This window comes from Olleya sp. Hel_I_94 (assembly GCF_007827365.1).
GTDB lineage: Bacteria > Bacteroidota > Bacteroidia > Flavobacteriales > Flavobacteriaceae > Olleya.
On record NZ_VISI01000002.1, the window covers coordinates 2,286,517 to 2,308,868 of the forward strand.

Consider the following 22,352-nt stretch of genomic DNA (forward strand, 5'->3'; position numbering starts at 1 on the left):
AAGTTAATTGATACATTTTTTAAAATTTTTTTGAGGGTTAAAAAAGGTTAGTTACTATTAACCTTCGTGCTTACCAATTAAGTTAAAGTCAAGATGACGTTTTACTAAATCGGCTTGTTTTACTTTAACAATCACCTCATCTCCAAGTTGATATACTTTTTTAGTATTACGTCCAACTAATGCAAATTGCTCTTGATCAAAATCATAATGATCGTCATTAATATCTCTAATTCTAACCATACCTTCACATTTATTAGAGATAATCTCTACATAAATTCCCCAATCGGTTACACCAGAAATTACACCAACAAATTCCTCGTCTTGATGGTCTTGCATAAATCTAATTTGCATGTATTTAATCGAGTCACGTTCTGCTTTAGTTGCTAAATATTCCATGTTACTAGAATGTTTACACTTCTCTTCATATTCCTCTTGATTAGCACTTTTTTCGCCATCTAAATAACGTTGTAACAATCTATGTGCCATGACATCTGGATAACGTCTAATTGGTGAGGTAAAATGAGAATAATCTCCAAAAGCCAATCCGTAATGTCCTATATTTTTAGTGGTATACTCTGCTTTAGACATGGTTCTAATTGCTAAAGTATCTACCAAATTTTGTTCTTTTTTACCTTGAACATCTGTTAATAACTGGTTTAAAGATGATGCAATTCCGGCTTTACTTTTAAAGTTTAGTTTATGACCAAACTTAGCAACTACGCCTTGTAAAGCAGCTAGTTTACTTTCATCTGGCTCGTCATGAACACGGTAAACAAAAGTTTTTTCTGGTTTCATTTTAGAAACAAACTCTGATACTTTTTTGTTAGCCAGAAGCATAAATTCTTCTATTAACTTGTTAGCATCTTTACTAGTTTTAAAGTGAACACCAATAGGATTTGCATCTTGATCTAAAGAGAATTTAACTTCTACTTTATCAAAACTAATAGCTCCTGATTGCATACGTTTATTACGCATTTTTTTAGCTAGTTCGTCTAATTTTAAAACCGCTTGTGCTATTTCTGGAGTTGTATTATACTGTTTACCAGTTAATGATACTTCATTTGGAATGGTTGTATCTATTTTTTCTGGGTTAGAAATGATTTCGGATTTGTTAAAAGTAATATTATTTTCGATGATTGCCTGTGCTTCTTCATAAGCAAAACGAGCATCACTATACGTTACTGTACGACCAAACCATTGGTCTTTAATTTCGGCTTTATCATTAATTTTAAATACTGCTGAAAACGTATATTTCTCTTCATGAGGACGTAATGAACAAGCACCATTAGATAAAATTTCTGGTAACATAGGTACTACTCTATCTACTAAGTATACTGAAGTTGCACGCTCATAGGCTTCGTCATCTAAAACAGTATTTTCCTTAAGGTAGTGTGATACATCTGCAATATGGATTCCAATTTCATATAAACCATTATCTAAAACTGTAAATGATAACGCATCATCAAAATCTTTTGCATCTTTTGGATCTATGGTAAAGGTTAAATCTTTACGCATATCACGACGTTTTGCTATTTCTTTTGCAGTAATATTTAAGTCAATAGAATTTGCATAATCCTCTACTTCGGTTGGAAACTCGTATGGTAAACCATATTCTGCTAGTATAGAATGTATTTCTGTATTATGCTCACCTGCTTTACCTAAAACTTTAATTACACGACCATTAGGAGAATCTGCTTTGTCTGGCCAATCCTCCATTGTAACCACAACTTTATCGCCATCTTGGGCTTTTAAAGTTTTATTAATTGGCACAAAAATGTCAGTTTTCATTTTATTACCATCTACAACAACAAAAGCAAAGTTTTTCTTTTCGTGTATTTGTATAATACCAACATACTCAGTTTTAGCACGTTTGATAATATTGGTAATTTCGCCTTCAAGCTTACCTTGTTTTCTTCGTTTATAAACGTATAATTCTACTTCGTCACCATTTAGAGCTTTATTAACATTGTTAGAAGCTATATAAATATCGTTCTCAAAAGCATCGCAAATAACGTAACCGTTACCACGTTGAGCTGCATCAAAAATACCAGTATGATACTCAGTGTTAACAACTGCTTTAAATTTTCCACGATCTGTTTCTATAATCTCCTCTTTAGCTTTAAGTTGCGCTAATTTTTTAATAATCTGATTACGACTACTAGCATCATTAACTCCTATTTTAGCTGCTATTTGCTTATAGTTAAAGCTTTGGTTTCTTTCTTTTTTTAAAATACTTAAGATTGTATTTGTAAGGTTGGAAATCTTATTATTTGAAGGTTTCCTGTGTGTTTTTTTTGTCATTTAATTTGTAATCTATTGAATCTCTAAGATACTTGAAATTCTGTTATTTATAACTTAATACAAGGAGAAGATTGGTTATTAAGTTTATACAAAGCTACGTTATTATAATTTAATGGATATTAAACTAATATTAAATCTTGAATTTAGAGTTATTCACATATATACTATATATCATTTATTTTCTTTTAAATTTTAAAAAAAAAATAGTGATTATTATAGCTTGTTAATAGCGGTATAACTTTTTTAGATTTTGATTTGATTTGTGTAATAATAGAGTCTATTAACAAGTTATTAGCTATCTAAAGTATTTGGTTTTAAAGTAAATACTTATGTTATTAACAACTGTTAATAACGACTGTTGACAACAGATTTTTGATAAGTATTTTAAAAATTGATGTTGGTATCTGTAATTTTTTTAATGATAAGTATGCAAAAAAAAAAGGCTAACTTTTTTGGTTGTTAATAACCAATTTTGGTTTGTAAAATTAACTGGATAATCCTAACAAAAGTTTTAAAAAACAATCACAAGATATTAACAAGTAATTAATACTTAATCCTAAGTAGTTAACAATTTAATAATAGTGATTGATTTTTAAATAATTACGAATTTAATTTTTATGAATAAGTTAATACCTATTACTTATTAATACTTGTAATCAATTATTAACTTTGAAATCTAATAAACAATAACACAACTACTACTATGAAAATATCAATTGGTAACGATCATGCAGGCACAGACTATAAGTTTGCTATCCTCAAACATTTAGAAGCAAAAGGTTACACTGTTAATAACTATGGTACTGACCAAACAGACAGCGTAGATTATCCAGATTTTGTACATCCTGTTGCAAATGATGTAGCAAACAATACTGTAGATTTTGGAATTTTAATTTGCGGTAGTGCCAATGGTGTAGCTATGACTGCTAATAAACACCAAAAAGTTAGAGCTGGTATATGCTGGACTAAAGAAATTACAGAGTTAACAAGACAACACAATGATGCTAATATTATTTGTATTCCTGCACGTTATACAGCTATACAACAAGCTATAGCTATGGTAGATACATTTTTAGAAACTAAGTTTGAAGGTGGTCGTCATCAAAACCGTGTCGATAAAATACCAGTTAATTGTTAATAACCCAATATTAGACTGCAAGCTTATTAAGGTTGTAGTCTAATTTATTACTTTACTTTAATTATTTACTATTATGTTAGACATACAAACTAAAACTTTTGACCAATTAACAATACAAGAGTTGTATGATATTTTACAATTACGAAGTGAAGTTTTTGTGGTTGAACAAGATTGTGTGTATCAGGATATTGATGGTAAAGATCAAAAAGCACTACATATTATAGGTTTTAAAAACAAAAAAGTAGTGGCTTACACACGTGTTTTTAAACCAGGTGATTATTTTGAATTTTCTAGTATTGGTAGAGTAGTGGTTGCCCATAATGAGCGCCAACATAAATATGGTGTTGCTATAATGAAAGCCTCAATAGAAGCTATTGCAGCATATTATAACGAAACTAAAATTAAGATTTCTGCGCAGTGTTATTTAAAACGTTTTTATAACAGTTTAGAATTTTTTGAAATAGGTGAGGAGTACCTAGAAGATGGTATACCACACGTAGCGATGATTAAAGATTAATTAATCTTCTTTACCTACATATGTTACTAAAATTTCCACACGTCTGTCTAGTTCTGGAGCTCCACCAAGTGGAAATTTACGACGCATTCCTACGTATTTCATTCGTTTTTTATCAACGCCTTTTCTAGCTAAATAATCATAAATATATTTAGCTCTGGCTACAGATAGATTGCGTTTTTTGGTTTTTTTATCTACCGCATCACGACTCATTTGCGTGCAACATACATGACCTTGTATGGTAAAATAGATGTTTTTTTTAGCGACTAAAATTTTAGCTAAATCTTCTAAAGTTTTTTTAGACTCTGAGGTTACGTAACTATAACTGGTTTTAAAATAAATTTTATCTAGCGTTATTTTATCGCCTTTTTTTATGGTGCCTTTAGCTATGTCATCTGTAGTTTTTTTACTATCATCTGTATCATTTTCAGTGACTTCTTCAGGTTTAGTAATGGTCTTTTTTTCGGGAAGTTTTGGCGTAACAATAATTTCTACCTTACGGTTTAAACCTCTTATTTGGTGGACTTCTTCTTCGTTTAAAACTTTTAGTAGTATTTCACCTTTTCCGTTTACATTGGTAATTAAATTTTCGTCAATTCCGTAACCGGAAAACAACTCTTTAATTGTATTTGCTCTGTTTTGTGATAACTCTAAATTATAGTCATTAGAGCCTCTATCATCGGTAAAACCATAGATAGATATTTTTTGAATTGCTATGGTATCTAAGTTAGAAATAAATAGTAAAATACGGTTTTCTTCAGTTAAAGGAACGTCGTATTCGTCTGTATTAAAATACACATCATGTGTTAATTCGCTTTGCGAAAAACCTAATGTTGTGCTTAATAATATTAATAAAAATAAATGCTTCATGATTATAAACTAGCATTAAATATACCAAAAATTTAATATGTTAAAATGTGTTAGCTTATTTAGTTTAAATATCTGTTGTATTTTGAGGTATTTGATAAAATATCTGTTGCAGTTTTAATCTCTTCATTATGAGTTTTGTAGTACTCATATAACCCTTCTCTGTAGACGTAACGTTTAACAATTTCATCTGTTAATAAGTTAATTAATTGTTTTTTATTATTCTCTACTGCTTTAGCTTTAGAGTTGTCTAGATTAGTTATTAAGGTTTTATAATCCTTGCCAATATCGTCATCTAAATTTTCAGATTTTGAAACTTCCATTGCTTTTTTAAGTGCTTTTTCAGTTTCCGTTTCAAACTCAAAACCTGATGTATTTAGGTAGTTTTTAAAGGTATTAAAGTCGGTATCTGTTAATTTAAATTTAGAGATATCTTCTATCTTGTTGTTATAGTAATAGGTTGTTGCAAAATCAAATATGCTTTGACTATTTAAAATAGCGTCTGTTATTGCTGTATTTTTAGTCACCTCTAAAGCTTCGTCAGGAAAGACACCACCACCATCAAACACTTTACGACCATTTTTAGTTTTAAAGACATTGTAATTTTCTTGTTTAACTCTTACAGCGTTACCGTTGTCATCTCTGTTCCAATAATCTAAAGCCTGTATACATCTTCCAGAAGGTGTGTAATATCTTGATATTGTTACTTTTAATTGTGTACCATAAGTTAGCTTTTTAGGACGTTGTACTAGTCCTTTACCAAAACTTCTAGACCCAACTATAACTGCACGATCAATGTCTTGTAGTGTCCCAGAAACAATCTCTGATGCAGATGCACTGCGACCATCAATTAATACTACAACTGGGATGTTTGTGTCTATAGGTTCTTTAGATGTGTAATAGGTTTTATTGTATTTTTTTACTTTAGATTTTGTGGTAACTACTAATTGTCCCTTTGGTACAAACAGGTTAACTACATTAACCGCTTCGTTTAATAAGCCACCAGGATTACCTCTTAAATCTAAGATTACTTGTGTTGCACCTTGTGCTTTTAAATCTTTTAAAGCATAACCAGTTTGTAAAGACGCTTTTTCGTTAAATTTTTGAAGCACAATATAACCTGTTTTAGCGTCTATCATGGAAAAGTGAGGAACAGCATCAATTTCTATTTCAGATCGTGTAACAGTGGTTGTATTTGTTTTTCCTTGACGTTTATAGGTAATTTCTAATGTAGAGTTTGGTGTTCCTTTTAAAAGGTCTGAAGCATCACCATCAAAACCATCTAGTATTGTGCCATCTACTGCTGTAATTTCGTCACCAGCTTTTAATCCTGCTTTGTCTGCTGGATAGTCTTTGTAGGGCTCAATAACCAATAATTTATCTTTTAGTGTCTTAATCCTTGCTCCAACTCCTGTATAATCTCCTGTACGACGTATACGCTCTGCTTCTACATCTTGCTCGTTATAAAATTTTGTATATGGATCCAAGTCGTTAAGCATATTTTTAATGGCATTATCCATTAATTCTGCAGGATTAGTTTCATCCACATAGTTCATATTCAATTCTTTAAAAAGGGTAGTGAATATTTCTATTTGTTTAGCTATTTCAAAAAAATCGCTTTTAAAAGCAGTACCTGTAAATAAAATGGTAACAGCTAATATTGGAATTATAAGACGTTTTTTTAATATGTTTTTCATGATATTTTTTTTGAACTAAATGCGATAAGAATTTTGAAAATAAAAGTCCTTATGGTTTAGAAATTTGGTCATTAAATTTAGATAATAACGTTTTCATTTTTTGATTAATTACCTCAAAATCTGGCATTTCTTTACTAAGATATAAAATCATAAGCGTGAAATGGTCATTATTATTGTCTATTAATAGATTTTTATTTAATCTGTAGCCTTCCCTAAGTAAGCGTTTAACACGAATCCTATCTACAGCTTTTTTAAAATTACGTTTACTAGCAGATACACCAACTTTTAAAGTAGTATCATTTTTTAAATATACCATACGTAATGGATAAGCAGACACTGATTTACCTTGTTCAAACAATTTTTCGATTGCTTTTTGGCTTTTAAGTTTTTCGTGTTTATTATAAGTAAGACGCATTATTAGTTATTTTTTAAGTCTTTTTTTAATACTGAATCTTGTAATTGTACTAATTTAGTTTCAAGTTCATGCAACCTATCGTAGACATCAACAGGTTGAGCTATTTGTTTAGATGCAAACATTTTTACGTGCCAAATTTCCATAATATCTTCAATGTTTATTGAAAAATCAGGATAATTTCCGTCCTTATTATCACTTTTTAAAATCAGTTTTTTATCCGTTGTAGTGGTATTAATAATACGCTTTAAAACAATACCATCGTTTTTACTAATTACAACATAAATTTGATCATTTTTTATATCCTGTAATTGTTCTACATATTTAGCAAATACTAAATCTCCATCAAAAAATGTACTTACCATTGAGTGACCTTGAACTTCAAAACACCTAAACGTACCATGGGCAAGATTAGGCATATAAAAAGAAGGTAAGGTTTGAATATACTGGGTGTCAGCATAGCCATTTAGGTAGCCTGCTCTTGCTTTTATAGGTACATAAATTACATTTTCGTTATTATCACTTGTTACCGAAATTACCTGAGGCACACTAGAAAATGATGGACTACTGGGTAAATCTTGATTTAGCATAACTTTACTTTTTCCAAATAGATAATTTGGATTGATATCAAATACATTAATAATGGCGTTTAATACGTCATAACCAGGCTTAGTTTTTTTACGTGTACCATCCTTTTGTAAACGTCCATTTATAATACTGTCAATAGTTGTACCAGTCACACCTATACGTTTTGAAAACGCATAATTATTAAGATTAAAATGGTTAATTATTGTGGTGATTTTTTGATCAATCTGCTGCATGGTTCAAGAAGTAATCCTGTTTAAAATCTAATTAAAGGCTAATATACAAATTAATAAAAGTTAAACATTTGTACTATTTAAAACAAGTATAAGATACGCTCTTGATTATCTGGTAATCCAATGATATTATTACAATAGTCATTTTGGTAAATTAAGTCCCCTTTTTTAATATAACCTTCTGCTTTTGGCATACAAGCATCCCAAGCATTTGATGGTTTACAATCTTGTAAATTTAACTTAATTATAGTATGATCTTCTACAGTAATAACTGCATAGTCATGTTTTTTAGCTAAGTTTAAACTAGTTTTAAGATTGTCACTAGTTATATATATAACTTCTTTTGCTTCTGTTGTTGCAGATTTTTTAAAAGCCTCTATTGAATTGGTTGCAGCATCCTTTTCTAAATTTTTTACATTTACAAGAAAAGCTAGCGTTGTATTAGGTTTGGTGTTTTTTTCATTATTGTTAGTGGTCTTATTGCTGTTAGGTGTGATTATATCGTTAGAATTATTTTTACAAGAAAAAATTAAGACACATAAGGTAAGCAGTATAATTTTTTTCATAATAATGTATTGCTCAAAGTTTATTAAATATATCGTTTTAAAAACCAAAAAAGCTACAACCTAAGTTGTAGCTTTTATAAAATAGATTAATCTATTTTTATCTACTGTTTTACAGTATTATTAGTTTTATCTATATCTGCCATTAACTGATTTGGATCTATAGTTATAGATTTAATCATGCTTTTTGGCTTACTAATACTAAAGCTGTAGGTTGGCATTGCCCAAGCCCAATCGTTTATAATTTTAGTTGTTGTTGCTACTGGTTTTTCACCACGCATCATTTGTAACGGAATGTAATATTGCTCTGTTGTTCCGTCTGTATATTCTACTTCTAAATCTAAAGGCATTGGCATTAGCCCAATACGCTCTAAATTAACGGTTGTAATGCTATTATTTTCTTCAAGAGATGTAATGGCATAGTCAATGGTATTTGTAGTCTGTGTCCAGTCCATTAAGTACCAATCTAGCTCTAAACCAGAAATCTTTTCAGCAGTTCTAATAATATCAAGTGGTCTAGGGTGTTTAAAAGAAAAATCATCAAAATATTTTTTAAGCGTTTTCTTTAGGTTATCCTCTCCAATAATATATCCTAATTGAGATAAAAATACAGATCCTTTATTATAAGCAGTAATACCGTAAGCCATGTTAGTTTCATAGCGATCTGCATGAGTTGACTGTGGTTTTTCTTTTCCTGATTTTACTAAATAGTAATAACCATTATATGCTCCAGCAGCTGGATTTTTTAGGTTAGTATTATTAATTGCATCCATTGCATAATCACTAATGTAACTTGTAAAACCTTCGTCCATCCATTCATGTTTTGCTTCATTAGAAGCTAATAAAAATTGAAACCAAGTATGTGCCATTTCGTGTGCAGTAACACCAACTAAACTACCAAAACTACGTTTTCCTGTAATTAAAGTACACATAGCGTACTCCATTCCACCATCTCCACCTTGTATAACAGAGTATTGATCGTATGGATATTTTCCAACGTTTTCAGATAGATATTGCATTAATTGTACTGTTTTAGGCTGTAAATCTTTCCAAAACTGTAAATTTTCTGCTGGTAAATCGTTTTTGTAATAAAAGTTTAGCATCGGACCATTAGGTACTTGCATAGTATCGTGGATGTAATCTGGATCTGCAGCCCAAGTAAAGTCATGTACTTTAGGTGCTTTAAAACGTAACGTTTTTTTGTTTCCTTTTACTTCAGCTTCGCCTTGTTGGTAACCTGTACCACCAACAACGTAATTTTTATCAATAGTTAAATTTACTTCAAAATCTCCCCAAACACCATGAAACTCACGTCCAATGTATGGGTCAGCATGCCATCCTTCAAAATCATATTCTGCTAATTTAGGATACCATTGCGTCATTGATAAAGCAACACCTTCTGCATTATCACGACCAGAACGTCTAATTTGTTGTGGTACTTGTGCATCAAAATCCATTGTAAAAGTCACACTTTCTCCTGGCTGAATAGGTTTTGCTAAGTCAACTTCTAGAACTGTTCCAACAGTCTCATGGCTTAATGTTTTACCATCTTGCTTTAAGCTTTTTACTTTAATGTAACCAATCTCGTTTGGAGCCAATTTACTAATACGATCTCCAACACGTCTATCTGGATCTTCAATAGTACGAGAACGTACATCCATCTCGCTACCTGGTTGGAAGGCATTAAAATATAAATGGTAATACACGCGATTTAAAACATCTGGCGAGTTGTTAGTATACACTAACGTTTGTTTACCATTGTATTGATACGTGTTTACATCCATATCAATATCCATTTTATAATCTACATGTTGTTGCCAATAGGTAGATTTAGAATCTGTTGTGTTACTAGATGAATTGGCAACTTGTTTGGTAGAATTACAAGACGATAAAATACCAAAAGCGGAAATTAAAAGAAATAATTTTTTCATTGTTTTAAATTGAAATAAAAAAGCCTCAACATAATAGGTTGAGGCTTTTTTGAATTATTAATTGTTATTTAGAAATTTGTGAAGCCATAACTAAAGCGTTATAAGCATTTACAATTTTAGCCGATTGACTTAGGTCAGAAAATGGTTGAATGTTTTTAGCATCTCCACCAACAATAACTTTAGACGTTACAGCTAAACCAGAATCCATAATAATTTGTTTTACTTGTGCACCTGTTAGTTTTGGATATTGTGACCAAACTAAAGCAGCAACACCTGCAACAGCAGGAGCAGCCATACTTGTACCACCTTTAGTATCATATTCGTTTTCTGGAGTTGTAGAATATACTTGAGCTCCTGGAGCAAAAACATCTACATTTTTCTTACCGTAGTTAGAAAAACCAGCAACTAATTTTGTACCATAACTTGGTGCTAATGCACCAACACGAATGTAAGTGTTTGATAACTCTACATAATCAATATTGTCATCAGGGAAGTTAGCTTCAACATCTACATCTTTACTATCGTTACCAGCAGCATGTACAAAAATCACACCTTTATCACTTGCATATTTGATAGCATCTCTTACCCATTCTGGGTGCATAGAAAAGCTTTTACCAAAACTACCGTTAATTACTTTAGCGCCATTATCTACAGCATATCTAATTGCTTTTGCAATATCTTTATCGTACTCGTCACCATTTGGTACTGCACGAAGCGACATAATTTTTACGTTATTAGCAACACCATTTGCTCCTAAACCATTGTTACGCTCTGCAGCAATAATACCCGCAACGTGTGTTCCATGACTTTCAGATTTTTTTACTGGCATAACGTTTCCGTTTCCGTAACCTGGCTTATCGTTAAAATCGTTTGGATTATCTCCTGTTTTACGACCGTTAAAGTCTTTGTTTAAGTTAGCGTTTAATTGGTCAGTAAAATACTCTACACCACCTTTAATTTGCTTTTCAGCTTCAGAAATAGATGTCATCCCGTTAGCATACATAAATTTAGCTGTAGCTACTGCTGTTGCTAATTCAGATCCTTCTTCTGCAGTGATTGCGTTAACTTCTGCAGGTGTATAATCTTCTTTTTTAAAGTGTGCAGTTAATACTTTATTTGCGCTACTTACTTGACCATATATTTGGTCGTAACGTTGCTTACCACTTAAGGCTTGTTGGTAATCTTTTTCTAGTTTTTCTGCTGCTTCAGCATATCTTGGGATACTTGTGTCTCCAGTTGCAACAATACGCGTCATTTCTAACTGCTCGTCATAACCATCTCCTAAAAAGTTCCATCCATGGACATCATCGATGTAACCATTATTGTCATCATCTTTTCCGTTTCCTGCAATTTCTTTAGGGTTAGTCCAGATAACACCATCTAAATCTTCGTGTGTAATATCTATACCAGAGTCAATAACAGCAACAATAATTTGCTGTCCTTTTTTACCTTTAATAATTTCGGCGTAAGCCTTATCAACACTCATACCAGGAATAGTATCTTTTACTAAATCTAAGTGTCCCCAATTGTGTGCTTCTGCGTCTGTTAAAGCAGATTCTTTCATTGGTGTGTTGTCAATATTTTCTATAGGTGTAGATAATATTGGAGCACTTCCACCGCAACTAGATAAAACTATCGCAGCAAAAGCCGAAAATAAAATTGGTTTATAGGTAATCTTCATTATAAATTGTTTTGAATTGTTAATTAAAAATATCGTTACAAGTAAAGGTGTCTTTTAATCGTACGCCTTTTTCTGTGTGTTGCACAGTAATTATTTCGTTGTGTGCATCGTGTTCCAAAAATAAGTAATAATTGTTATCTGCTGCTAGATTCAGGAATTTTTCTTTTTCGTCTAACGTCAACAATGGTCTTGTATCATAACCCATTACAAAGGGTAAAGGTAAATGTCCAACGGTTGGTAATAAGTCTGCCATAAAACAAATGGTTTTACCTTTGTAATTAATCATTGGTATCATTTGTTTGTCTGTATGTCCATTGGCATAAAATATATCGAAACCTAAAGCTGAATTTTTTAAAATATCATCCTGCGGAAGGTCTGTAAATTTTAGTCGTCCACTTTGTTCCATTGGCAATATGTTTTCTTTTAAAAACGAGGCAACTTCACGTCTATTAGGTTCTGTTGCCCATTTCCAATGGTCTTTATTGCTCCAAAAGTGAGCATTTTTAAAGGCAGATTCTAATTTTGTACGGTCTTTATTATAATTAAAAGCACCTCCAGAATGGTCAAAATGTAAGTGTGTTAAAAACACATCTGTAACATCGTCTGTAGAGAAACCTGCTGCTTTTAAAGATTTTTCAATAGTATCATCTCCATATAAGTTGTAATGACCATAAAACTTTTCGCTTTGTTTGGTTCCCATTCCTGTGTCAATTAGTGTCAAACGGTTTCCGTCTTCAATTAATAAACAACGTGCAGCGATATCTATTAAATTATTAGCATCTGCTGGATTGGTTCTGGTCCATAAAGTTTTTGGGACAACACCAAACATGGCACCTCCATCTAGTTTAAAATGACCAGCTTGTATTGGGTGTAATTTCATTATAAAGTATTAGTATTAAAACTACCTGCAAATTACTAAATAAGTGTTAAACACTTAAAATATTAAGGTTTTATTAAGAAATAACCGCTTTTAGACGTTTACCAAAATCGTAAATTGCTTTAATTTCTTTTATACTAGCTAATCGCTCGCGTCCAAAGACCAACAAATCTTGACCATTAGACTCGATATGGTAGTAGGGATTACTTTCAAAAAAGTGCGTGATTTCATCTGTAAAAAACTGTTGTATAGCTTGCGTATCTTCACCTAGTAAATAAAAGCGATTGGAAAAATCGGTGTGGTTTTTAATAGGAATATCTTTAAAACCTGCAAAAGCATAGACTTTTTCTAAAAACCCTTCTCTGTCTAGAGTAAACTCTGGAATTTGTTTGTTTAGTTTAATATGAAGCATTGTACTACGCACGACTTCTTTAGCAATAAATTCTCCTTCAGAAAACTCGATATCAAATAATTTTAAACCATTGCTTTTATTAATGGTTTGGTTATAGATGTAGTTGATTTGTTTTACCCTGAAAAATAAAAAATTGTTTAAAAAGCCCGTTTGTTTTTCTTTTTTAGCATTGTAGTCTAAGTTGTAATCGTTTGCTAACTCCTCCATGGTGGTTTGACGACGCGTCAAGCTATTTTTAATAACATTTGGTACAGGAAGTAAGCGACGCAATGCAAATGGATGTTCTGAGTCTGTATCGTGTAAATCTAAGCCTAAAACTTCAAAGTGTCCACCACGTTTTGCAAATAGCTCTTGATAGTTATTAAGGTTTTCCATAACGGTATGGTCCACAAATTGGCATAGCGAAAAATCAATAATAACGTCTTCGTTTTCTGGTACTGCATCTAATTTAGCTTTTAATTTATAGAAATTTAAAAAGCTACAAAAATGCTTAACACTTATGTAATAATGACCATCTTCTTGAAACATTAAAACGTTTGGTTTAAGCCAATTTCTGGCAAAAAGTGATATACTTTTATTTAAGACAATATGTATAATAAATGTGATTAATACTCCTGATAAAATACCTGAAATTAAACCAATTTTTAATGTAACAATTAGGGTAACAAAAAAGATGATTAACTGTTCTTTTCCAATTCTAAAAATCTTTTTAATATTTTCTGGAGACGCTAGTTTATATCCTGTGTAAACTAATATTGCCATTAATGCTGGTAATGGTATACGTGCTAATTGCGTACTAAATAAGACAATAAAAATAACTAAAAAGAAAGCATGAAAAAAGTTGGAAGACCTATTACTACCGCCATTATTAACGTTAACTGAGCTTCTTGCAATTACAGTTACGACATTAAGACCACCTAAAAATCCACTTCCTATGGTTGCTAATCCTAAGGCTTTAAGATCTCTGTTTACATTACTTCTTCTTTTTTCTGGATCTAATTTATCTACAGCTTTGATGCTTAACAAGGACTCTATACTAGCAATTAATGTTAAAGCTAATACACTAGTCCAAAACGGAAATGTCCCGATTTTACTAAAATCCACAGTTGGTATTTGCGATATAATTTCTGAAAATTCTGGTATACCAGAAATCATGTAATTTATTGCAATTGGGTTGGCTTGATGCGCAACCAACTCAAAGTAATAACTAAATCCAATAGAAAGTATAACAATCCACATTGGAGCAGGTATAAGTTGTAAGTATTTGTTTCTTAGTTTAGAATAAAATATCATAATTAAAAAACTAATAACTCCAGCTAATGCAGCATAAATTAATCCTGTATTATCGTAATGTATAGCATCGTTTATAGTAAATGGGATTTCGAATAAATAATCAACCGTATCTTCCCTTTTAATCCTATGCGCTAACATAATATGAAACTGTTTTCCTAGTATAATAAGACCAATAGCAGCTAGCATACCTTGAATGGCAGAGGATGGAAAAAAATCTGCTAATTTGCCTAATCTTAAAAAGCCTAAAAGTAATAATAAGGCTCCAGAGCAAATAATGGCAGCATAAGCACTTTCTATACCCAAGGTTAAAATAGTACCTAAAAGTACACCAACTAATCCGTTACCTGGACCAGAGATAGTAACGTGACTACCACCTAAAATAGAGACTAAAATTCCACCAATTACAGCAGCAATTACTCCAGAAATTGGAGGTGCATCACTAGCCATAGCCAAGCCTAAACCTAAAGGTAAGGCAATAAGACTTACCACAAAACCAGAAAATATATTTTTAGGTAATGCTTTAAAAAAGACTGTTGTATTATTTTGTTTTGGACTCATTGAATAATTAAAACATCGGTTGGTAGCTCAGTTAAAATATGTTCAATATCATGCGGAAATAAACGATCCCAAAACGTCATTTTTGTTGGCGCGTTCATGACTAACAAATCTGCTCGAGATATTTGGGCATAATGACCAATGGAATACCCTTGGGTTCCAAAAATAGGTTGCGATTTTATTGCAATAGTATTAGTATATTCTTGTGGTAAATCTTCAATTATATGATTAATTCTTGAGGTTTCACGATTACTAATACGTTCTCTGACAATATTAGCATGTCTTAAAGATTTGTCATCATCCACATTAACTGCAATTTCATTGGGCTTAATTTCTTCTACTATTGTTATTTTTTCGGCTTTAAGTTTTGATGCAACATAAAAGGCAGTCGCTATGGTTTGTTCGGTTTTTGGATCTTCTAATCCATTAACAACTATGTGTCTACATACAATTCTGTCAATAGATGGATTAATTAATAATAGTAGACTACACTTGGCTTGTCTAGTTATTTTCCTAGCAATAGAACCAACATAGTATTTTAATAAATTTTCACGTTTAGCAGCTCCAATAATTAAAAGGTCTATATCTTTTTTATTTGTAGTGTCTAATATAGCAGCAACTGGGTTTCCTGATTTAAAGACGACTTCATACTTTAGATTATCTTTCTTAAAGCTACTTAATATACTATTTATGGTTTTTGACTTATCATCAGATTGTGCTCCAATATGAATCATAATTAGTTTAGCATCAAAAAATAAAGCTAGTCTAGCAGCTTCAAAAATATTAGCTTTAAGATTGGGCGAAAACGCGATACCAATTCCAATGGTTTTAAAGGGCTTTATTGTCAATTAGGTTAGTAGTTTTTTGATGAAAAATTGTAAGATACCATTTTTTTAAGTTTAAAAAAATTGAGTTAGATAGTGGTCTAGGCTTAAAAATTTAACTTTTTACTCTAAATTTGGGTTAAATTATAGAAGTAGAATTTTAGAATTAGTATTTTCACCAAAACGATAATTGAATGATAGAATTAGGAGGAATCATTATTTTAGGAATACTTGCACAATGGGTTGCTTGGAAATTAAAAATACCAGCAATTTTACCTTTAATATTAATTGGCTTGTTGGTTGGTCCAATTGCAGCCGAGTTTTTAAGTGAAGATGGAACCAAATGGATAGAACCAATATGGAATGGTGACGAAGGTTTATTTCCTGGCGAAAGCTTGTTTTATTTTGTATCCTTAGCCATTAGTATTATTCTTTTTGAAGGAGGTTTAACCTTAAAAATGAGCGAAATTAAAAATGTTGGACCTGTAATTACCAAGTTAATATCTGTAGGGTCTTTGGTTACCTTTTTTGGAGCTGGTATTGCAGCACATTACGTATTTGGGTTAACATGGGAGATTTCATATTTATTTTCAGGATTAATTATTGTTACAGGACCAACAGTAATTACACCTATTTTAAGAAACATTCCGCTTAAAAAAGACATCTCTGCAGTTTTAAAATGGGAAGGGATTTTAATTGATCCAATCGGAGCATTAGTAGCAGTATTAGTATTTGAATTTATTAGTGTTGACGCAGGTGGAGAGTTTACTAAAACCGCATTAATAGAGTTTGGTAAAATTGTGTTATTTGGAGCTACCTTTGGATTTACTTTTGCACATGCTTTAAATTTTATTATTAATAAAAAGTGGGTACCTCATTATTTATTAAATGTCTTTGCATTAGCAGCTGTTTTAGGTGTTTTTGTATTGTCGGATGTCTTTGCGCACGAGTCTGGATTACTTGCAGTAGTGGTCATGGGAATGGTGTTAGGTAACTCAAACTCTCCATACCTAAAAGACTTATTATATTTTAAAGAATCTTTAAGCGTACTATTAATTTCAATATTATTTATTTTACTAGCAGCTAATATTAATTACAGCGAGCTATTATTAATTTATAACTGGAATACAGTAGCGCTTTTTGCTATAATAATATTAGTTATTAGACCTATTGGTGTCTTTTTAAGCACGTATGGATCTAAGCTCAAATTAAACGAAAAACTGTTTATTAGTTGGGTTGGACCACGTGGTATTGTAGCTGCAGGAATCGCTTCGCTTTTTGGTTTAAAATTAGCTAGTAAAGGTGTTGAAGGAGCCGAGTATATTACACCTTTAGTATTTGTAATTGTTTTAGGTACTGTACTTTTAAATGCGACAACAGCTAGACTTTTTGCTAAGTTAGTTGGTGTGTTTTTAACCCAATCTAATGGAATACTAATAGTAGGAGCATCAAAAGTATCTAGGTTAATTGGGCACTACTTAGAGTCACATGGTAGACATGTGGTCCTAATTGATAGTAATCAAAATAACATTAACAAAGCTAAAGAGCTTGGTTTGGAAGCTATAAACACCAATATCTATTCTGAAACATTAACTGATAATATCGAGCTTAATGATGTTGGATATTTAATGGCTTTAACAGGAAACAACGAAATTAATAAATATGCTATCAATAAATTTTCAAAGCAATTTGGAGAAAATGGTGCGTTTAGATTAGTGTCTACAGAAGAGATGTTAGATGAAAATAATAATCCACATGAAGGTTTATTTTCTCATACAGATGACTTTAACACACTTTCAGATGTAACTAGAAAATTTCCTAGTATTCAAGAAATTGAAATTATAGATAAAGCACATCTAATGGATTTAATTAAAACCACAAATGAAGACCGTGAAATAGTTCCATTATTTATAAAGGATGACGAAGGAGAGTTACACATAATATCGTCTTACAACACTAATTTTGAAGACGTAAGTGAAGGTTATTATTTAGTCTATTTAGGAAAACCTTTAGACGTAGAAAAAGTAGACACAGTCTAACTAAAAGTATAAGGCATAAAAAAACCTTCATTTTAACAATGAAGGTTTTTTTATATCTAATAGTTAACTTAATCGTTAAGTTTTAAAACAGCCATAAATGCTTGTTGAGGTATTTCTACATTACCTACTTGACGCATACGTTTTTTACCTTTTTTCTGTTTCTCTAAAAGTTTACGCTTACGCGAAATATCACCACCATAACATTTTGCGGTAACATCCTTACGTAAAGCCTTAACGGTTTCTCTAGCTATAATTTTTGCTCCAATTGCAGCTTGAATAGGAATATCAAATTGTTGACGCGGAATTAATTCTTTTAACTTCTCACACATCTTTTTACCTATGTTATGTGCGTTATCTGCGTGTATTAAAGCAGACAAAGCATCTACAGGCTGTGCATTTAATAATACGTCTAATCGTACTAATTTAGACACCTTCATACCTATTGGGTGGTAGTCAAAAGATGCGTAACCTTTAGACACTGTTTTTAATCGGTCATAAAAGTCAAATACAATTTCGGCAAGAGGCATTTCAAAAGTTAATTCTACACGTTCTGGTGTTAAATACGTTTGATTAATAATCATCCCTCGTTTTTCTATACATAAGCTCATTACATTACCAACAAAGTCTGATTTTGTAATTATCGTTGCTTTAATATAAGGTTCCTCAACACGATTTACGGTTGAAGGATCTGGTAAATCCGAAGGGTTATTCACTATAAAAGCATCTTCAGGATTTTTATTTGTGTAAGCATGGTACGATACGTTAGGTACAGTAGTAATAACCGTCATGTCAAACTCACGCTCTAAACGCTCTTGGATAATTTCCATGTGTAACATTCCTAAAAATCCACAACGGAAACCAAAACCTAAAGCTGCAGAGCTTTCTGCCTGAAACACTAAGGATGCATCATTAAGTTGTAGCTTTTCCATACTGTTTCTCAGCTCTTCATAATCCTCTGTATCTACTGGATAAATACCAGCAAAAACCATTGGTTTTACGTCCTCAAAACCTTCGACAATATTAGTCGTTGGATTAGCAAAGTCCGTAATAGTATCTCCTACTTTTACCTCTTTAGCAGTTTTAATACCTGTAATTAGGTAACCTACATCTCCTGTTTTAACACTTTGTTTTGCAACCTGAGTTAGTTTTAAAGTACCAACTTCGTCTGCATTATACTCTTTATCTGTAGCAACAAATTTAATTTTTTGTCCTTTTTTAATTTCACCATTAAATACTCTAAAATAAGTTTCAATACCTCTAAAAGTATTATAAACTGAGTCAAATATTAAGGCTTGTAAAGGCGCATCAGGATCACCTTTTGGTGCAGGAATACGCTCAATAATTGCTTTTAAAATGTTTTCTACTCCAAAACCTGTTTTACCACTTGCATGGATAACATCTTCTGGTTTGCAACCTAATAAATCTACAATATCATCTGTAACTTCTTCTGGATTTGCACTTGGTAAATCTACTTTATTTAAAACAGGAATAATCTCTAAATCATTCTCTAAGGCTAAATAAAGGTTAGATATAGTTTGCGCTTGTATACTTTGGGCAGCATCTACAATTAGTAAAGCACCTTCACAAGCTGCAATAGATCTTGACACTTCATAAGAAAAATCTACGTGACCAGGTGTGTCAATTAAGTTTAAAACAAATTTTTCGCCTTCATAAATGTAGTCCATTTGGATAGCATGCGACTTAATGGTAATACCACGTTCGCGTTCTAAATCCATACTATCTAATAATTGGGCTTGTTGTTCTCTTGCTGTTACAGAGCCAGTAGCGTCTAGTAACCTATCGGCAAGTGTACTTTTTCCGTGATCAATATGTGCAATTATGCAAAAATTTCTGATGTTCTTCATAGTCAAATCTCTTTATAAATAAAGATATTGCAAATATATAGTAATTATTGGGCTTTTTTTCTTTTTTCTTAGGAATACAAATTCATATAAATTTGCGGTTTTTCCCACACTTTAATGTTAATTACAATTATTATATTGCAGGCTTAACCTATTATAAATGAATCGCTTTAATTTTATTATCGTTTTTTGTTTATCTATGACTACTTATGCTCAGGATTTAACCATTTCTGGGAACGTTGTAGATGACTCAAATCAACCCATTTTATTTGCTAACGCAATCATGTATACTTCTGATCAATCACAAGTTATATCAGGATCAAGTACTAATGAAGATGGTCAATTTAGTATTGACAATTTAACCTCTGGAGAGTATGTTTTAAAAATCTCGTTTTTAGGTTTTGAAACCGAAACTAAAAATATAACATTGACTAATGATGTTAATTTAGATACCATAATATTAAAAACACTACCAGAAACTTTAGGCGAAGTAACCGTTAATGCAAAAAAACCAACGTTTACTAAACAAGCAGATCGCATGATATTTAACGTTGCAAATACTGCTTTAGTGGAAGGTACAATGCTTGATGTTTTAAAAAGTACACCAGGTGTTTTGGTTTTGGACGATAATATTTTGGTTAAAAATAGTAGCCCAACAATTTATATAAACGATAAAAAAGTAAACTTATCAGCATCAGAGTTAGCTATGTTGTTAAATGCGTCTTCAGCAAATGCGGTCCAAAAAATAGAAGTTATTACCAGTCCATCTGCTAAATATGATGCTTCTAGTGGTGTTGTCTTAAAAATTGTGATGAGTAAAAACCTAATTATGGGTTACAGAGGTAGCGTTACAACGCATTACACACAAGGTGTATATCCTAGATATGATGGTGGATTAAATCAGTTTTATAAAACGGATAAAATAAACGTTAATCTTAATTACAGCTACAATCATACTAAGATAAATAGACACAATTTAGACGAAATTAATTACCAAGAAAACAATACTGCAACAGAATTTTGGAGAACAGATTTGGACCGAAATACAACGTCTAATACACACAATGCAAATCTAAATTTTGATTATTATATTAACGATAATAATACCCTTAGCTTGTCTTCAAACGTATTGTATTTACCATATTTTGATTATCAAACAAACGGAAGCACTTTTGTAAACGACTTACAAGGGTTAAATGACTACAATTTTAATTCTTATAACTCATCTAAAGATGACAAGTATAATATTGGTACAGATTTAGACTATAAGCTTAATTTAAAAAATGGTGCTAAATTTTTAGCAAATGCACATTATACGACCTATGATTTTAATAGAAGTCAACATGTCAATTCTGACTATTTTTTCCAGAATAACGCTTCAAACTTTAGTACTGCTTTTAATACCAGAAATAATCAATCTACAGATATTTTTTCTTTAAAATTAGATTACGAACTACCAATCAATGATAGTTCTAACCTATCCTTTGGTGTTAAATCCTCTAGCATAAATACAGACAGCGACATTGTGCAATTTGATGTGGACCAAACTACAGGTAACCAAGTATTAAATACAGCTAATACAAATGCTTTTAATTATGACGAGTCTGTTTATGCAGGATATTTAAGTTATGATAAAAGTTGGGATAAATGGAGTATGTCTGCAGGTTTAAGATTAGAGCATACTGATCTAGAAGGGTTTTCTCCTGCGACTAATGTAAGTCAAACACAAGACTACTTGGAGTTGTTTCCAACACTAAATGTAACTTGGCAAGCGTTTGAAAAAGCTAACCTTTATGTATCCTATAAAAGATATATACAACGTCCTAATTACACAAATTTAAATCCGTTTAACTTCTTTTTAAACGATAACATTATAGTTTCAGGTAATCCTAACTTACAACCATCGTTTACAACATACTCTACCATTGGGACTTCTATTAACAACACCTTTACTATAGAGGCATATTACAAAACAGTATCCAACCAAATTAACGAATTACCTATACAAGATAACGCCAATAATTTTTTGATTTATTCGCCTACCAATATTCAAAATGTTAGAGAATATGGACTTGATTTTATGGCAGATTTATATATCTCAAACAAGTATTCAGTCTTCTTTTTGACTAGTCTTTTTAATCACGATTTTGATATCGATTTTAATAATCAAACGTCTAATTTTAATCAGTGGTCAAACTACTCCGAAATTAATGCTGGGTTTAATATGCTAAAAGATAACAGTCTATCTGTTAACCTTTCCGTAGCTTATTATAGTCAATTTTTACAAGGTACTTTATTAGGAGAGTCAATAACATATTCTAATTTAAGTTTAAGTAAAAAGGCCTTAAAAAACAAAGCAGTAATTAGTTTAATGTTTGCCGATTTATTTAACCAACAAGACCTTGGGGCAAGATCTAAATTTGCTAACCAAAACAATTACAGTTATCATAATATAGATAACCGTTACGTTAAATTAGGTTTTAGTTACAAGTTTGGAAACACTACGTTACAAACAAACGAGCGTACTAAATCGCTAAAAGAACGTGAACGCCTAGAGAAGTAGTATAA

The 22,352-nt window shown here is 31.4% G+C and carries 16 protein-coding genes; 4 read left to right on the forward strand and 12 right to left on the reverse strand.

Features of this window, described 5'->3' with window-relative positions; genetic code table 11:
- Positions 1-57: 57 nt before the first annotated feature.
- Positions 58-2,301, reverse strand: a complete 2,244-nt coding sequence (locus tag JM82_RS13530) for a ribonuclease R family protein (RefSeq protein WP_145005025.1) — start codon at positions 2,299-2,301, stop codon at positions 58-60.
- A gap of 703 nt (positions 2,302-3,004) precedes the next feature.
- On the opposite strand from JM82_RS13530, the gene rpiB reads away from it, so the two are divergent.
- Positions 3,005-3,439, forward strand: a complete 435-nt coding sequence (gene rpiB, locus JM82_RS13535) for a ribose 5-phosphate isomerase B (RefSeq protein ID WP_145005028.1) — start codon at positions 3,005-3,007, stop codon at positions 3,437-3,439.
- A gap of 73 nt (positions 3,440-3,512) precedes the next feature.
- Positions 3,513-3,956: a GNAT family N-acetyltransferase gene (locus JM82_RS13540; RefSeq protein ID WP_145005031.1), complete on the forward strand. Its 444-nt coding sequence runs from the start codon at positions 3,513-3,515 to the stop codon at positions 3,954-3,956.
- Here the strand turns inward: JM82_RS13540 and JM82_RS13545 are convergent, their stop codons facing one another.
- From JM82_RS13545 to JM82_RS13590, 10 genes are all read right to left on the reverse strand, one after another.
- Positions 3,957-4,823: an OmpA family protein gene (locus JM82_RS13545; RefSeq protein WP_145005034.1), complete on the reverse strand. Its 867-nt coding sequence runs from the start codon at positions 4,821-4,823 to the stop codon at positions 3,957-3,959. It lies immediately after the preceding gene.
- 59 nt (positions 4,824-4,882) lie between these two features.
- Complete coding sequence (locus tag JM82_RS13550; RefSeq protein WP_145005037.1) at positions 4,883-6,517, reverse strand: S41 family peptidase; 1,635 nt, start codon at positions 6,515-6,517, stop codon at positions 4,883-4,885.
- Positions 6,518-6,566: 49 nt separating this feature from the next.
- The gene (rnpA, locus tag JM82_RS13555) at positions 6,567-6,932 is read right to left on the reverse strand and encodes a ribonuclease P protein component (protein ID WP_145005040.1); all 366 of its coding nucleotides are present in this window, start codon (positions 6,930-6,932) and stop codon (positions 6,567-6,569) included.
- Between the two features lie 2 nt (positions 6,933-6,934).
- Positions 6,935-7,750: a S24 family peptidase gene (locus JM82_RS13560; protein ID WP_145005043.1), complete on the reverse strand. Its 816-nt coding sequence runs from the start codon at positions 7,748-7,750 to the stop codon at positions 6,935-6,937.
- 77 nt (positions 7,751-7,827) lie between these two features.
- Entirely contained in the window at positions 7,828-8,313 is a 486-nt protein-coding gene (locus JM82_RS13565; RefSeq protein WP_145005046.1) for a hypothetical protein, read from the reverse strand.
- Positions 8,314-8,414: 101 nt separating this feature from the next.
- Positions 8,415-10,241 carry a M1 family metallopeptidase gene (locus JM82_RS13570; protein ID WP_145005049.1) on the reverse strand — a complete coding sequence of 609 codons (1,827 nt, stop codon included), beginning with the start codon at positions 10,239-10,241 and terminating at the stop codon, positions 8,415-8,417.
- Positions 10,242-10,305: 64 nt separating this feature from the next.
- Entirely contained in the window at positions 10,306-11,922 is a 1,617-nt protein-coding gene (locus tag JM82_RS13575) for a S8 family peptidase (RefSeq protein WP_145005053.1), read from the reverse strand.
- 19 nt (positions 11,923-11,941) lie between these two features.
- Positions 11,942-12,802 (reverse strand): MBL fold metallo-hydrolase, encoded by an 861-nt coding sequence (locus JM82_RS13580; protein ID WP_145005056.1) that lies wholly within the window; start codon positions 12,800-12,802, stop codon positions 11,942-11,944.
- Between the two features lie 73 nt (positions 12,803-12,875).
- Positions 12,876-15,062 carry a SulP family inorganic anion transporter gene (locus JM82_RS13585; RefSeq protein WP_145005059.1) on the reverse strand — a complete coding sequence of 729 codons (2,187 nt, stop codon included), beginning with the start codon at positions 15,060-15,062 and terminating at the stop codon, positions 12,876-12,878.
- Entirely contained in the window at positions 15,059-15,907 is an 849-nt protein-coding gene (locus tag JM82_RS13590; RefSeq protein WP_145005062.1) for a universal stress protein, read from the reverse strand. Before JM82_RS13590 ends, JM82_RS13585 begins: the two co-directional genes overlap by 4 nt.
- A gap of 170 nt (positions 15,908-16,077) precedes the next feature.
- Between JM82_RS13590 and JM82_RS13595 the strand changes: the two genes are divergently transcribed.
- Positions 16,078-17,922, forward strand: a complete 1,845-nt coding sequence (locus tag JM82_RS13595) for a cation:proton antiporter (RefSeq protein ID WP_145005066.1) — start codon at positions 16,078-16,080, stop codon at positions 17,920-17,922.
- A gap of 68 nt (positions 17,923-17,990) precedes the next feature.
- On the opposite strand, the gene lepA is transcribed toward JM82_RS13595, so the two are convergent.
- Positions 17,991-19,787, reverse strand: a complete 1,797-nt coding sequence (gene lepA / locus JM82_RS13600) for a translation elongation factor 4 (RefSeq protein ID WP_145005069.1) — start codon at positions 19,785-19,787, stop codon at positions 17,991-17,993.
- A gap of 157 nt (positions 19,788-19,944) precedes the next feature.
- Here lepA and JM82_RS13605 point away from each other — a divergent pair, with 157 nt between their 5' ends.
- Complete coding sequence (locus JM82_RS13605) at positions 19,945-22,347, forward strand: TonB-dependent receptor domain-containing protein (protein WP_145005073.1); 2,403 nt, start codon at positions 19,945-19,947, stop codon at positions 22,345-22,347.
- Positions 22,348-22,352: the final 5 nt, after the last annotated feature.